Source organism: Natrinema sp. DC36 (assembly GCF_020405225.1).
Lineage (GTDB): Archaea > Halobacteriota > Halobacteria > Halobacteriales > Natrialbaceae > Natrinema.
Genome location: NZ_CP084472.1, coordinates 2,345,801 through 2,359,829, shown reverse-complemented (window position 1 = coordinate 2,359,829; position 14,029 = coordinate 2,345,801). Strand labels below are relative to the sequence as shown.

Genomic DNA, 14,029 nt, shown 5'->3' with positions numbered 1-14,029 from the left:
CGACGATCCGTATCGCGAATCCAACGACGTGAACCGTCCGCTACCGGACGGCCGTCAGAACGGGGGACGATAGATGGTCGATCACGAGACCTGGAGCGACGAGCAGTCGACGACGACGATCTCGGTCGATGGCCGGGATCTCGAGGTGGCGTACCACGACGCCGGTCCCGACGAGAGCGAGGGACCGCCGGTCGTCTTCGTCCACGGCATTCCGACCTGGTCGTTCCTCTGGCGCGATATCGTTCCGGCGGTCGCCGAGGATCGACGCACGATCGCACTCGACATGGTCGGCTACGGCAACTCCGCGATGAGCGACGACTTCGACCGCTCGATTCGCGCACAAGAAGAGATGCTCGAGGCCCTCCTCGCGGACCTCGACGTCGATCGAATCGCGCTCGTCGCCCACGACATCGGCGGCGGGGTTGCCCTGCGCTTTGCGGCGCACAATCCCGACGTGGTCGACCGGCTCGTTCTCTCGAACGCGGTCTGTTACGATTCCTGGCCGGTCGAGTTTGTCTCGAATCTGGGCCTTCCGTCAACGGCCGATCTCGAGCGCGAGGAACTCGAGGGGCGCCTCGATTCGGCGTTCGTCGAAGGGGCCTACGGTGAGGCCGATCCCGAGTTCGTCGACGGCATGAAAGCGCCGTGGCTGACCGACGAGGGCCACGTCTCGCTGGTCCGCGACGCCGTCGCGACGAACACCAACCACACGACCGAGATCGACTACGAGGCGATCACCGCGGAGACGTTACTGCTGTGGGGCGAAGACGACGTGATGCAGCCCTACGCCTACGCCGAGCGACTGGCCGAAGATATCGCGAATTCGGACCTCGCGCCGCTGTCTGACGCCTATCACTGGGTGCCCGAGGACCGATCCGACGCCTACGCCGACCGCCTCCGCGAGTTCCTCTCTGGAACGGAAGTGTAACAGTATGTCAGCTACGACACTCACGCACGTATGAGTGGTGACCAACCAACCTGGGATTTCAAAGATCGCGACATCGCGATCCTCTGTGAACTCTCGGACGATCCACAGTTGTCCTCTCGGGAACTCACGCAGGTGCTCGAGGAGGAGTACGACATCGACGTCTCCCACGTCACCGTCAGTGAGTCGATCCGACGGATGCGCGACGAGGGTGTCTTCCGCGAGGCGATCATTCCCAACGAGGAGTACTACATCTTCGCGCTGTTCGAGTTCAAGTTCAATCCCGAGAACTTCGCCGATAGCTGGCGCGACGCTATGGAGTACGTCAAGGCCGACAAACACACCCTGTTCTTCTTCCTCTCGGACGGGGAGTACCAGTGGAAGACCGTGATGATGTTCCGCGACCGCCAGGAGGTCTCCCAGTGGATCCACGAGTGCTACACCGAATACGGCGACGTCATCGCGAACATCCGCAACTCGGCGGTTCACAACGTCCTCAAGTTCCAGACCGACCCGCGGATCTACGAGGATCTCCGAGACGAACGCAACGAGCGGTGACTGTCCCGTTCGGGCTCGTTTGAGATGGATTGCTGTCACGCCCGACACAACTGCGACCGTCCTGCGGGTTCGCCGACACCGACTGGCAGGAGTTCGTATAAGAGAGGGGGACCGCTAGTCCCGAAATAGCCGGTAGGTCGTCCGACCGACAGCGGCCTCGCCGTCCGCTCCCTCGACGGTGACGTCGGTGACGCCGGTCGAGCCGCCGGCCCGGAGCACTTCGGCTTCGGCTCGCAGGTCGCCGGTCGCCGGCCGAAGATACGAGACGCTGAGATCGGTCGTCGTCAGAAAGGCCTCGCTCGGGTTCTCGAACGTGGTGCGGAGCGCGAACGCGCTCGCGGTGTCGATCAACGTCGCGACGATACCGCCGTGGACCGGATCGTGGCCGTCGGCGCCGATGGGGTTCTCGAAGTCTTCGTTCCGTTCGATGGCGAGGACCGCCCGTCCGTCCGCGAGGGACTCGACCTCGATGTCGAGCCACGACAGGTAGCCGTGTCGCTGGACGAACGTCGCCCACTCCGGCCAGCCCGACGCGTCCGACGGCCCGTCGGTCATCTCACTTGCCCTCGAACTCGGGCTCGCGGTCCTCGGCGAACGCCGCGGTGCCCTCGAGGACGTCCTCGGTGCTGGAAAGCAGGCCGAAGCCCTGGCTCTCCATGGCGATGGCGGCTTCCATGCTCGCGTCCTCGCCCTCGTTCATGACCTTCTTGGCGATCTTGAGGGCGATCGGCGGACCGCCGGCGAGGTCGGAGACGAACTCCTCGACGGTGTCGTCGAACTCGTCGCGCTCGACTGAACGGTTGATGAGCCCCCATTCTTCGGCGCGGTCGGCGTCGATGTGGTTGCCTTGGAAGACCAGTTCTTTCGCGCGGGTCTCGCCGAGAATGCGGGTGAGCCGCTGCGTGCCGCCGCCGCCGGGGATCAGGCCGAGGTTGATCTCCGGTGCACCGAAGGAAGAGCGGTCGGTCGCGACGCGCAGGTCACAGGCCAGCGCGAGCTCGAGGCCGCCGCCGAGACAGAAGCCGTCGATCTTCGCGAGGACGGGTCGTTCGAAGTCGTTGACCGTCTCGAAGGCGGGCGTCACGTCCATCAGGTCGGTCGGGTTCGCGTCGCTGAAGCCGGAGATGTCCGCGCCGGCACAGAACGCCTGATCGCCCGCGCCCTCGATCGTCGCACATCGGACCTCGTCGGTGTCGACCGAGGAGAACAGCTCGTCGATCTCGTTGAGCAGGTCCGTCGAGAGCGCGTTCATCCGTGACGGGCGGTCGAGTTCGACGGAGAGAACGCCGTCCTCGAGTTCGTAGTTCAGGTCGTGGAAGGGTCCGAGTTCGTCGTCGCCGTAGTCGTAGAAGCCGGCACCGGCTTCCTCGCCGGTCTTGCCGTCTTCGACGAGTTGCTCGAGGTAGGGATGGGGCTCGAAGCGGTCGGAGCCCGTCTCTTCGTGGAGGGTCTCGAGTTTCTCGAGGACCGTATCGAGGCCGAGCTTGTCGGCGCGGCGGCAGATGCCCTCGGGGAAGCCCAGCCCGAGCTGGACGCCGGTGTCGACCTCCTCGGGTTTGGCGACGCCGTCGCCGACCAGGGAGGCGGCGGCGTTGATCATGCGCGCTTCGACGCGCAGCCAGTCGAAGTCGCCCGCATCTTCGGGTTCGTAGTCCGCGCCGTCGCCGTCCTCGTAATCGTAGAACCCCTTCCCGGTCTTCTGGCCGAGTTCGTCGTTTTCGACTTTCTCCTCGATGATCGGCGGGACCGGCTGACCGGCTTCCTTGCGGACGTGGTAGCCGATGTCGATCCCGCTCAGGTCGGCCAGTTCGAACGGCCCCATCGGGTATCCCCGTTCGTGGACCATCGTCGCGTCGACCTCGCGGATCGTGGCCTCGCCCTCCGAGACCATCCAGGAGGACTCGTCGCCGAACGGCCCGACGATCGTGTTGACGACAAAGCCGCGGACGTCCTTGCGGACGTAGATCGGCGTCTTGCCGATGGACTCGACCCACTCGTAGCCCGCTTCGGCGGCCTCGTCGCTGGTGTCCTCGCCGTAGATGACCTCGACGAGGTCCATCTTCACCGGCGGGTTGAAGAAGTGCAGGCCGAGCACGCGCTCGGGCGTGTCGACGGCCTCCGCGATGTCCGAGATCGGCAGGCTCGAGGTGTTCGTCGCCAGCAGCGTGTCCTCGCTGGTGTACTCCTCTAAGTCGGTGAAGATGTCGTGTTTCAGGTCGAGGTCCTCGGGTGCGGCCTCGATCACGAGGTCGGCGTCGCTGACGGCCTCCTCGAGGTCCGTCGTGATGTCGATCCGCGAGAGGACCTCGTCGGCCGACTCGTCGATGAGTTCCTTCTCCTCGAGTTTCTCGAGGCTCCACTTGACCGACTCGTAGCCGTCCTCGACGAACTCGTCTTTGATGTCCCGCATCGTGACATCGTAGCCGGCCATGGCCGTTACTTCGGTGATTCCGTGCCCCATGTTCCCCGCGCCTAGCACTGCAACGCGGTCGATGCTGTCCAGTGACATGGTCGTGTGATTGCTCGGGATCGTCTTAATACCACCGAACCGACTTAGCAATGTTAAGCCCGTTGTCGGCCGTTGTACCGCGCAAACGCTGACTCGAGTTTGAAGTAAACGTCGGTAATCCAGACTCGAGTTTATTCCGACCGGACGGCCGACTAGCGGGCGACGGGGATGGGACGAGTTCGATTTCGCTATCGACTCGAGTCGTCCGACTCGAATGTTCCTCGTCAGTCTCTGAATGGGACGTACAGGGGAACGATCAATCACTGCAGTCTGATCAGTCGCCATACGGTGGCGCGCGCTGTGTCGTGGTGAGCCAATGGCGAACCACGACGCAACGCCGTGCGAGGGATGAACGAGGGAAGAATGACCGAGTGAATCGGTTGGGGAGGGCGTGGCGATTCCCTGTTGCCACGATAGCAGGACGCTTCGTCGCCCACACTCCCATCAGTAACCCACTGTTCCATTCCACTGTTCCACTTACCCACTACTGAACAGTTCGTTCGACGACCATCGGGTGAATCAGCCGCTTCAGAGCTGTTCTGCGCCGCTGCTCACTCTCGATACGCCAGCAGCAAAGAGTACGACACCCGTTCTGTTCGATTCATCGGTCATTTCGTTCGCCACTCGACCGGCACACGCTTGCGGGCGGAAAATCGCGGATCGATTCCGCTACAGCGGTTCGTCGCCCTCGATGATCCGCTTTGCGCGCGCGGCCAGCGCCGGCACGCGCTCTTCCATCAGCGGGTACATCGGATCGTCGCTGTTCCCCTCGAGGTAGCGCCGGAAGAACATCTCGCCGAGGCCGGCCAGCTTGTAGACGGCCAGCGTCCGGTAGAACCGCTCGTGCTCGAACTCGTAGCCGGTCAGCTCCTCCCAGCGCTCGACCAGTTCGGCTCGGCTCGAGTACCCCTCCCGCTCCATGAAGCGAGTCGTCAGTTCGGGAATCGACGGCTCGGGGTCTTTCGCGTCGCGCCAGTACGAGAGCATCCAGCCCAGATCGGCGCGCGGATCGCCGAGCGTGGCCATCTCCCAGTCGAAGACGCCGATCAGTTCCGGCGGCGTCCCGGGTCCGAACATGACGTTGTCGAGCTTGTAGTCGCCGTGGACGAGGGTGTGGGGGTGTTCTTCGGGAACGTTGTCGCGGAGCCAGTCGCCGACCTCGTGGAGGTCGGGCACTTTCCGCTCGTCCTCGGTGACCTCGAACGCCCACGAGAGCTGTTTACCCCAGCGGTCGACCTGTCGCTGGGTGTAGCCGGCTGGCCGGCCGAACTCGCCGAGACCGATTTCCTCGTAGTCCAGGTCGTGGATCGTCGCCAGCGTATCGACGAGCTCTTCGCCGATCCGCGCGCGCTGGTCCGGCTCGGCGAACCGTTCGGGCTCGTCCTCGCGGAGGACGTCCCCCTCGAGTTGCTCCATTACGTAGAAGTCGCTGCCGATGACGTCGTGGTCTTCGCAGGCGAGTACCGGAGTCGGCACGGGAACGTCGGTGTCGGCGACCGCGTTCGTCACGCGGTACTCGCGAAGGACGTCGTGTGCCGTGTCGGCGGTTTCGCCCGGCGGCGGCCGCCGGATAACGAGCTCGCGGTCGCCCCAGGTGACGAACAGTGTCTCGTTCGAGTGCCCCTCCTGGTGGCGCTCGATGTCGTAGTCGTCGACCTCGCCGAGGTGCTCTCCCAGATACGCGACCAGCGCGTCCTCATCGACGAGGCGCTCGTAGTAGTTCTCGCTCATGGGAGCGACTCGGCTGTGCTGTCGGCGCGGGCGGCCGATACGATGTCGTCCGTCGATTCGTGATTCGCTGTGGGCATTGTCGTATGCCAATACGTCTCCCCTTAACGAAAATAGTTACGCCGTGAACCATATTTTACAATGTTTGTGTGGTGGAAGTTACCTATGGGCGCGGATAGTGACTGGGAACCGACGGGAAGTAGCCGCTCGAGCGGAACCGTCGCGGACGTTCGTCGGGAACGCGATCGACCCGAGCTTTTTTCACTCGTCTCGCGTGTCCTCGCCGGACTGCGCCCGAGTTTCCGATGGGTGTGCGCCACCATCGACTATCTCGAGCACGTCCGTCGGCGTCTCGATCCGGTAGGAGACGGCCGGACCGTCGTCGGCACCGAACGCGACGCCGTGCATCCCTGCGTCGGCGGCCCCTTTCACGTCGTGATCGTATCGGTCGCCGATCATCAGCGACCGTTCCGGGTCGACGCCGGCCTTTTTGAGTGCGGTCTCGAACATAGCCGGATCGGGTTTGGTGCGCCCCACTTCCTCGGAGGTGGTGATCGAATCGAACTGCTCGCGGACGCCGAAGCGCTCGAGCATCTCTCGACCCTCCGCGTCGTCGACGTCGCTGATGACGCCGACGTGGAGGTCCCGCTCGGCGAGGCGTTCGATCGTTTCGACGGCCCCTGGAATCGGCTCGATCGACGTGCGGACGACCTCGTCGAATCGGGGCTGCCAGTCCGCTCGCGGGATCTCCTCCCCGACGATGGCCTCGACGCCGCGGTGGTAGCCGTCGCGAGCCGACCGGAACTCGGTACCGTCGCGCTCGCGGAAGTAGTCCCCGACGGTCGACCGCCAGGTGTCGATGGCCTCCTCGATCGTCCCGTCCACCTCGTGGCGCTCGAGCACGTCCGCGATGAACTCGGCGTGGGCGGCCTGGACGGAATCGAGCGCGAGGATGACGCCGCCGATGTCCCAGAAGACGGCCTCCCATTCGCCGTCTGCGGATGCAGTTGCGTCGCCGTCCTCCGTCGCGTCCTCGCTCATCGCTCGGCCCTCCGGATCGTCGACCGGTCGATTTCGTCGATACTCGCACACCCCGAGAGCCCGACCGTCAGATCGAGATCGGCGAGCAGGTTCTCGAGGACGGCGCTGACGCCGTCCTCGCCGCCGATTCCGAGCCCGAGCGCGTAGGGTCGACCCAGCAGGACCGCGTCGGCACCGAGCGCGATCGCCCGGATCACGTCGCTCCCGCGCCGGATGCCGCTGTCGAAGAGGACGGGAACCTCGCGGTCGGCGGCGGTCGCGTCCGCGACCGCGTCGACGACGTCCGGTAGCGCGTCCAGCGCCGGAATCGCGCCGTCGACCTGCCGGCCGCCGTGGTTCGAGACGACCATCCCGTCGACGCCGCGTTCGACCGCCTCGCGAGCGTCGTCGGGATGCAGGACACCCTTGACGACGATCGGCAAATCGGTCTGGGCCTGAAGCCACTCGAGGTCGTCCCAGGTCAGCGAGGCGTCGCCGAAGCAGGCCTGCCAGGACGCGATCGCGGCCTCCTCGTCGTCCCGCGGATCCACCTCGAGTCGCTCGCGGAAGGCCGGATCCTCGAAGTAGTTTTTCAGGCCCTGCGCCTCGAGGAAGGGCAGGTAGCCGAGTTCGATGTCGCGCTCCCGCCACCCCATTTTGGGCGTGTCGAGCGTGACGACGACGGCCTCGTAGCCCGCGTCCTCGGCGCGCTCGAGGAAACTGGCCGCCACGTCCCGATCGGAACTCCAGTAGAGCTGAAACCAGCCCGGGCTCTCGCCGAGTTCGTCGCTGACCTCCTCCATCGAGTACGAGGAAACGGAGCTACAGATCATCGGCACTCCGAACTCGCTCGCCGCGCGGGCGACGGCCAGTTCGGCCTCCTCGTGGAGGATCGACTGGACGCCGATGGGCGCGAGCATGACGGGCGCGGGGTACTCGCGGCCGAAGAGCTCGACCGAGAGGTCGCGTTCGGAGATGTCCCGCATGATTCGGGGGACGATCTGCCACGCGTCGAAGGCGCGGTCGTTCGCGGCGACCGTCGACTCCGAGCCCGCGCCGCCCGCGACGTAGGCGAACGCCTCCTCGCTGAGTTCCTCGCGGGCGCGTTCCTCGAGGTCCTCGTAGGAGACGGGAAACTCGGGGCGTTCGTCCTCGAGCATTCCGCTGAGATAGACCTCGGCCTGGCGATCCGGTCCGTAATCGGGGGTGTCTGATGTCATGGTCGTGTCCGTGACGGCGACCGTCCCGCCGCCGTCGCGTGAACGTCTATGTCAGTGCCTGCCACTCACTTAACGGTACGGTATCCATGCCCATCTTTATTAACAGTTGATGCGAATGGGCGAGTGGACCTAACAATGGTAACGAATCGAATTCGAGTCGCAGTCGCAGGTGACCGCACGTGAGTACGGACCAGTTCAGCGTCGACGGCGAGACCGCCATCATCACGGGCTCCTCGAGCGGAATCGGGAAGTCGATCGCGGAGCGCTTCGCCGCGGACGGCGTCGATGTCGTCGTCTGCTCGCGCGAGCAGGAGAACGTCGATCCGGTGGCCGAGGGAATCAACGAGAGCGACAGCCCCGGCCGGGCGCTGCCGGTCGAGTGCGACGTGACCGACCGCGAGGCCGTCGATGCGCTCGTCGAGGCCACCGTCGAGGAGTTCGGCGGGCTGGACGTGCTGGTCAACAACGCCGGCGCGTCCTTTATGGCCCAGTTCGACGAGATTTCGCCGAACGGCTGGAAGACGATCGTCGACATCAACATCAACGGGACCTATCACTGCACGCACGCCGCCGCGGAGCACCTCAAGGACGGCGGCGGCTCGGTGATCAACCTCGCGAGCGTCGCCGGCCAGCGCGGCTCGCCGCTGATGAGCCCCTACGGCGCGGCCAAGGCCGCCGTGATCAATCTGACGACGACGCTCTCCTACGAGTGGGCCGACGACGACGTCCGCGTCAACTGTATCGCGCCGGGCTTCGTCGCCACGCCGGGCGTCGAGAGCCAGATGGGCGTCTCCGCGGACAACATCGACCGCGAGGAGGTCGCGCGCCGAATCGGCACCGTCGAGGAGATCGCCGACCTCACCCAGTTTCTCGCCAGCCCCGCCTCGTCGTACATCGTCGGCGAGACGATCACCGCCCAGGGCGTCCCGCAGATCAGCGAAGACCGCGAGGTCTGAACTTCCCCGTTTCGCTCGAGTGACTCGGTTCACGACGCGGCCGCACCGCTCTTCGAGCGTCATCCGCTCGCCGTTCGGTGACGGAAATAGTCGTTCGGTGACGGAAATAGTCGTTCGGGGAAAGAAACCGTCGTTCGGTAATTAACATATCGTGACCGGCTGTCCGGCCGTTCAGACGGTCTGCTGTCACTGTGTCCCAGCACATCTGCGACTCGCCGTGCGGGCGCGCCGGAACTGACTGACAGTCGTCCGTCTCATACGGACTGTTGTCAGTCAGTTCCGGAGCAACCGCGAACCGACCTGCGGTTGCTCCGGTACATCGGTACACCGGACCGTCTCAGTCGTCACCCGCTGCCGCAGATTGCTGCTCCTCGACGTGCTCGGCGATTTCAGCGGTCTCGGTCGCAAACTCGTCGCGATCGACCTCCGCCCCGTGGAGCACCGTCGAGAAGTAGCGCACGCCGCTCGTGACGGCGATCGCTTCGGACATCTCCGCGTCCGTCACCCCCTCGAGTTCCGCTTCCGCTCTGTGGAACCGGATGCAGTACGGACACTGAATCGCCGCCGCTGCGCCGAGGGCGACGAGCGCCTTTTCTCGCTGCTCGAGCTCCGTCTCTCCGAGCTCGAGGTCTCGAACGATCCCCCAGCTGTGGTCCGCGGCCGGCTCCGGCAGCGCCTCGATCCAGCTCGGAACTTGTCCGAGGTACTCCGTTATCTCCGCCTGTGTTTCGGTTGATACCATTGTCCCCTCTCCGGATTTCGCGTTCGTCGTCCGGAACAGTACTGACCGCACCGGTGACGACCGGAAACCCACACTCTCTTTCTCCTCGAGGGGAGATGAAACTATCACACAGTCATTTGATAGCACGGCTCGTATATTTATCGGCAGTCTGGATAACTACTGGAGTGGTAGTGATCGCGGGAATCCGTGCGGACCCCGATATCGGCTTCCGTCAACGGCGGCTACGTCGCCGCAGTTGACGGTTCAACTCGGAAGTTTGTCTCGTCGCTCGAGGAGAACGAGAACGACGATCGAGCCGCCGAGGAGGAGGGCGGCACCGCTGAACACCGCGTCGTAGGTGTAGCCGCGCTCGAGGAAGAGGCCCACGGCGGATGAACCGAGCGCCTGCGTTAGCATCCAGATCGAACTGAACACGGCGTAGGCGCTCGCCCGCGTCGAATCCGGCAGCGTATCGAGGAGGTACGTATCCGTCGCCGGGAACAGCGTGTGAATGACGAAGCCGACGACCGCGGTGACCGCGATCAGCGCGAACAGGCTCTCGACCGCCGTCAGTACGAGGAGGCTCGCGGCGAACGCGCCGACGATTCCGAGCAGGTACGGAACCTGCGGAAACCGATCTGCCAGGTCGCCGCCGAAGAAAAACGCGGGAACGCCGGCGGCGAAGACGATCGTGAGCATCATCCCGGCCATTTGATCGGAGAGTCCCTTCGTCTGCATGTACAGTTCGTAGAAGTTGAACAGGCCCTGCCAGACGAAGACGGGTGCGCCGACGATCGCCAGCGCCGTGACGATGAGCCGCCACTCCGAGAGGGCACCGGCGACGAAGTCGCGATCGGCCCCTCCCGCACTCGGCATCTCGGTGTTCCTCGCGATGAGCCACGTGGCGGCCGTCACCACTGCTGCGCCGACGGCGATCGCCCACAGCGAGAGCCGCCAGTTGATGATGAGCGTGAGCGCGACGAACGGGGCGGCGATCACCGCGGCGATCTGGCTGGCGGCCCCGTGGATTCCCATGACATGACCGACGCGCGAGGGAAACAGTTCGCTCAACAGCGGATTCGCCGAGACGAAGTAGACCCCGGAGGCTATGCCCATGAGGAAGGCCCCGCCCATAAGCTGTGGGACCGTCGCCGCTGTCGCCGCGATCGCCGAGGACGCGGCGAGAATCATCCCGGACCCGACGACGATGTGGTGTCTCGGGACCTTCGTGAGGAGCCACCCGGTCGGCAGACGAAGCGAGGCGCTCCCGACCCACGCGAGCGTCACGATGAGTCCGGCGGTCGCCTCGCCGATCGCGAATTCGGTGATAAACACGTCCAGCAGCGGTGCGAAGATGACTCTGGCGAGGTTGAGCAAAAAGACGAGGCCACAGAGAGAGGCGAAGAGTCGCGTGCGGGTCACAGTCACTAGTTCCGACAACGGCTCTCAAACGTTCCGAAACCGGACGAGCCCGTGGCGGTTCGACGGCCGCTCCGGATCGGCCCGACGTGCGCGCAATACGAGTCTCAGGCTGCGTTCGAGTCCGAGCCGTAAACGATAGTCTTCGGGCCCCCGGTTCCCATACACCCAAAAGGCACCGTTCCGTCTGTGGTTGATGATGACAGACAGAGATGTCCACCTGCCGGTGGCCGCACAGCCGACGATCGACTCGATCGCCGACTACGCACAGACCGCCGAGGACGGCGGGTACGACTGCGCCTGGCTCCCGGAGACGTGGGGTCGCGACGGCGTCACCGTCCTGACGGCGATGGCCGAGCGCACCGACTCGATCGATATCGGCTCGAGCATCCTCAACACCTACTCGCGCTCGCCGGCACTGCTGGGACAGACGGCGGCGACGCTACAGGAGCTCTCCGACGGCCGGTTCCGCCTGGGGCTCGGCCCGAGCGGCCCCGTCGTGATCGAGAACTGGCACGGAGTGGAGTTCGGGAACCCCCTCAAACGGACGCGCGAAACCGTCGAAATCGTTCGAGAAGTGCTGTCGGGGGAGACGGTGAACTACGACGGCGACGACTTCCAACTCTCGGGGTTCCGCCTTCGATGTGATCCACCGGAAACGCAACCGCCGGTCGAGGTCACTGGAATGGGGCCCAAGGCAGTCGAACTGGCGGGTCGGTTCTCCGACGGTTGGCACGGGATCATGCTCACCCCCGAAGGGATGGCGGACCGCATCGATGACATCGAGCGCGGTGCCGAACTCGGCGACCGGGACCCAGACGACGTGCAGGTCACCGCCGGCGTCACCTGCTGTGCACTGGACGACCCCGACGAGGCCCGCGCGCTCGTCCGCCAACACATCGGCTTCTACGTCGGCGGGATGGGTACGTTCTACCGCGACGCTCTCGAGCGCCAGGGGTACGACGAGGCGACCGAGATTTACGATTCGTGGCAGGACGGCGACCGCGAGCGCGCTCTCGAGCTCGTCGACGAGCACATCCTCGACGACCTCTGCGCGGCCGGCGATCCGGAGACCGTTCGCGAGCAACTCGAGCGCTACGAGGACGTGGACGGCATCGACGCTATCGCGGTCAGCTTCCCGCGCGGCGCGAGCGAGGAGCAGGTTCGACAGACGATGGAAGCGGTCGCGCCCGACAACTGAGCGGATTCCGAAATCACTCCCGTAACTACGTTGGTTACGGGAACGCTATCGACTTCGAACGAAGGAAGGCGTCGACTTCTTCCGAGATCAGTTCCGGTGCTTCGGTTGGGCCGCCGTGGCTGACACCGTCGAATTCGACGAGGCGGCTGTGCGGAACCGCTTCGTGGGTGGCGCGGGCGCTTTCGCGAAGAAAATCGGGTCCGTCGGTACCGGTCAACACGAGTACGGGGGCGGGAACATCGAGAGAGTTCGGAAGTCGGTACTGCTCGACAGCGCGGTTCATCCGGACGACCGCTTCGGCGAGGTCCACACACTCCGGCCAGATCGGCCACTCCGCTAACCACGCATCGAGGTCATCAGTCCCGTCCGGGTGGAGGACGTGCTCGATGTATCGCTTCACCGCCTCGCGCCGCTCACCTGCCTCGATGAGCGTCTGCATTCGGTCTGCCAGATCGGCTTTCGCTCGGTAGTCGTCGGGAAGGATTGCCGGTTCGTACGCGACGACTGCCCCTACTGTTACTTCCGTTGCAGCTTCAACCGCAGTCAGTGCGCCGAAGGAGTGACCGAACAGAATCGGGTCGCCGTCGACGCCGTCGACGAGCGTTCGCACGTACTCGACTTCGCGATTCAGCACGTCGTCGGCGCTGGTCTCGGTCGGCTCGTCGAGGCAGGTTCCGAATCCCGGTCGTTGCGGGACGACCGCGGTATATCCGTCCAGATGTGGTACGACTGGACTCCAGTATTCCGCGGGAGCCATTCCGCCGTGAAGGAGGATCAGCGGCGGACCATCACCGCGGCGTTCGGACGTGACCTCGATGCCGGCTTCGGACTGGGTGGTCTTCATGCACCACCACGTCCGGGAGGAATCGGGCTAAGCCGTTCCCTCAGTGATGGGGGCGTTTAAATGAGTGCGGGGACGCGAATCGACCCGATTCGCGCCGGGCCGACGCTGAAGGCAGGTGGCGGCGATCCTCGCTCCGGACGGGACGGGCGCGGTTCAGCGAGCGTTTTCGACACGCCCATTAGCACATGTGAAAAACGAGACAGTATGGGACTCGTCGCGGAGTTCGATATCCGGTGTGAGGCCCTGCCACTCGTCGAGGTCGCGAGAGCGGTACCCGAGGCGACGATTCTCATCAAGCTACAGTTCAACCACGGTGACCGACCGCTGTTTCTAGCCACTGTGACGGGCGGTTCTCGGCCGGCGATCGAGGAGGCCCTGACGGACGCCGTCGATGTCCAAGCGTGGACGTTGATCGGAGAGGCCGGCTCGACGCGGCGATATCAGGCGGTACCGGCACTCAGTTTAGCGGAACAGCTCGGTGACCATCTCGAGGATCTCGCCGGACTCGAGGCGCTCGCCGCCGTCGAAGCCGCCATCGAACGGATCGAAGTGAACCCGGACGGATGGCGGCAGTCGGGCTGGTTCGCTGATCGAGCAGCGTTCGACGAATTTTCGTCGTTCTGGCGACGGAACGCCGGATTTCGGTTGCATCGCCTCACTCGCGATGGCGCGTCCGAATCGCCCGGTGACGGACTCTCCGACCCCCAACGAGAGGCGCTCAGAACGGCCTACGAGAGCGGCTATTTCGACATTCCACGACGGACGTCCCTGGCAGAAATCGCGGCGGAGTTAGACATCTCTGCGTCTTCGGTATCGGAGCGACTTCGTCGCGCTCACAGACAGCTCATCGAGGAAACGGTCGCGACGACGTGGCCACCCCTTCCCGACTAACGGACTGACTGACTGACTGACTCGAGTATTCCCGCCC

Annotated in this window: 13 protein-coding genes; 5 read left to right on the top strand and 8 right to left on the bottom strand. The window is 64.7% G+C overall.

The annotated features are described in order from the left end of the window. The first annotated feature begins 73 nt into the window (after positions 1-73). Together LDH74_RS12245 and LDH74_RS12240 are read left to right on the top strand one after the other, a co-directional pair. Positions 74-928, top strand: a complete 855-nt coding sequence (locus LDH74_RS12245) for an alpha/beta hydrolase (protein WP_226039010.1) — start codon at positions 74-76, stop codon at positions 926-928. Positions 929-958: 30 nt separating this feature from the next. Then, on the top strand, positions 959-1,483 hold the full coding sequence (locus LDH74_RS12240; protein ID WP_226039009.1) for a winged helix-turn-helix domain-containing protein: 525 nt from the start codon (positions 959-961) through the stop codon (positions 1,481-1,483). A gap of 114 nt (positions 1,484-1,597) precedes the next feature. Here the strand turns inward: LDH74_RS12240 and LDH74_RS12235 are convergent, their stop codons facing one another. From LDH74_RS12235 to LDH74_RS12215, 5 genes are all read right to left on the bottom strand, one after another. After that, positions 1,598-2,038, bottom strand: coding sequence for a PaaI family thioesterase (locus LDH74_RS12235; RefSeq protein ID WP_226039008.1), 441 nt, complete (start codon positions 2,036-2,038; stop codon positions 1,598-1,600). Position 2,039: 1 nt separating this feature from the next. Next, positions 2,040-3,992, bottom strand: coding sequence for a 3-hydroxyacyl-CoA dehydrogenase NAD-binding domain-containing protein (locus tag LDH74_RS12230; RefSeq protein WP_226039007.1), 1,953 nt, complete (start codon positions 3,990-3,992; stop codon positions 2,040-2,042). Positions 3,993-4,661: 669 nt separating this feature from the next. Continuing rightward, on the bottom strand, positions 4,662-5,723 hold the full coding sequence (locus LDH74_RS12225) for a phosphotransferase family protein (RefSeq protein ID WP_226039006.1): 1,062 nt from the start codon (positions 5,721-5,723) through the stop codon (positions 4,662-4,664). A gap of 258 nt (positions 5,724-5,981) precedes the next feature. Further along, a complete protein-coding gene (locus tag LDH74_RS12220; protein ID WP_226039005.1) occupies positions 5,982-6,761 on the bottom strand; it encodes an HAD family hydrolase in 780 nt (259 codons plus the stop codon). After that, the gene (locus LDH74_RS12215) at positions 6,758-7,960 is read right to left on the bottom strand and encodes a lactate 2-monooxygenase (RefSeq protein ID WP_226039004.1); all 1,203 of its coding nucleotides are present in this window, start codon (positions 7,958-7,960) and stop codon (positions 6,758-6,760) included. Before LDH74_RS12215 ends, LDH74_RS12220 begins: the two co-directional genes overlap by 4 nt. Positions 7,961-8,139: 179 nt before the next feature. Here LDH74_RS12215 and LDH74_RS12210 point away from each other — a divergent pair, with 179 nt between their 5' ends. After that, complete coding sequence (locus LDH74_RS12210) at positions 8,140-8,916, top strand: glucose 1-dehydrogenase (RefSeq protein WP_226039003.1); 777 nt, start codon at positions 8,140-8,142, stop codon at positions 8,914-8,916. Between the two features lie 337 nt (positions 8,917-9,253). Here LDH74_RS12210 and LDH74_RS12205 read toward each other — a convergent pair whose 3' ends face one another. Both LDH74_RS12205 and LDH74_RS12200 read right to left on the bottom strand, forming a co-directional pair. Beyond that, positions 9,254-9,658 carry a carboxymuconolactone decarboxylase family protein gene (locus LDH74_RS12205; protein WP_226039002.1) on the bottom strand — a complete coding sequence of 135 codons (405 nt, stop codon included), beginning with the start codon at positions 9,656-9,658 and terminating at the stop codon, positions 9,254-9,256. A gap of 243 nt (positions 9,659-9,901) precedes the next feature. Continuing rightward, positions 9,902-11,059 carry an MFS transporter gene (locus tag LDH74_RS12200; protein WP_226039001.1) on the bottom strand — a complete coding sequence of 386 codons (1,158 nt, stop codon included), beginning with the start codon at positions 11,057-11,059 and terminating at the stop codon, positions 9,902-9,904. Between the two features lie 196 nt (positions 11,060-11,255). Here LDH74_RS12200 and LDH74_RS12195 point away from each other — a divergent pair, with 196 nt between their 5' ends. Continuing rightward, positions 11,256-12,257: a TIGR04024 family LLM class F420-dependent oxidoreductase gene (locus LDH74_RS12195; protein ID WP_226039000.1), complete on the top strand. Its 1,002-nt coding sequence runs from the start codon at positions 11,256-11,258 to the stop codon at positions 12,255-12,257. Between the two features lie 34 nt (positions 12,258-12,291). Here LDH74_RS12195 and LDH74_RS12190 read toward each other — a convergent pair whose 3' ends face one another. Further along, positions 12,292-13,101 carry an alpha/beta hydrolase gene (locus tag LDH74_RS12190; RefSeq protein WP_226038999.1) on the bottom strand — a complete coding sequence of 270 codons (810 nt, stop codon included), beginning with the start codon at positions 13,099-13,101 and terminating at the stop codon, positions 12,292-12,294. Positions 13,102-13,305: 204 nt separating this feature from the next. Between LDH74_RS12190 and LDH74_RS12185 the strand changes: the two genes are divergently transcribed. Beyond that, on the top strand, positions 13,306-13,992 hold the full coding sequence (locus LDH74_RS12185) for a helix-turn-helix domain-containing protein (RefSeq protein ID WP_226038998.1): 687 nt from the start codon (positions 13,306-13,308) through the stop codon (positions 13,990-13,992). Positions 13,993-14,029: the final 37 nt, after the last annotated feature.

Coding starts and splice junctions, on each gene's coding strand:
- LDH74_RS12230 (WP_226039007.1), bottom strand. CDS start 3,992: ATGTCACTGGACAGCATCGACCGCGTTGCAGTGCTAGGCGCGGGGAAC.
- LDH74_RS12245 (WP_226039010.1), top strand. CDS start 74: ATGGTCGATCACGAGACCTGGAGCGACGAGCAGTCGACGACGACGATC.
- LDH74_RS12240 (WP_226039009.1), top strand. CDS start 959: ATGAGTGGTGACCAACCAACCTGGGATTTCAAAGATCGCGACATCGCG.
- LDH74_RS12195 (WP_226039000.1), top strand. CDS start 11,256: ATGACAGACAGAGATGTCCACCTGCCGGTGGCCGCACAGCCGACGATC.
- LDH74_RS12225 (WP_226039006.1), bottom strand. CDS start 5,723: ATGAGCGAGAACTACTACGAGCGCCTCGTCGATGAGGACGCGCTGGTC.
- LDH74_RS12205 (WP_226039002.1), bottom strand. CDS start 9,658: ATGGTATCAACCGAAACACAGGCGGAGATAACGGAGTACCTCGGACAA.
- LDH74_RS12235 (WP_226039008.1), bottom strand. CDS start 2,038: ATGACCGACGGGCCGTCGGACGCGTCGGGCTGGCCGGAGTGGGCGACG.
- LDH74_RS12215 (WP_226039004.1), bottom strand. CDS start 7,960: ATGACATCAGACACCCCCGATTACGGACCGGATCGCCAGGCCGAGGTC.
- LDH74_RS12190 (WP_226038999.1), bottom strand. CDS start 13,101: ATGAAGACCACCCAGTCCGAAGCCGGCATCGAGGTCACGTCCGAACGC.
- LDH74_RS12185 (WP_226038998.1), top strand. CDS start 13,306: ATGGGACTCGTCGCGGAGTTCGATATCCGGTGTGAGGCCCTGCCACTC.
- LDH74_RS12220 (WP_226039005.1), bottom strand. CDS start 6,761: ATGAGCGAGGACGCGACGGAGGACGGCGACGCAACTGCATCCGCAGAC.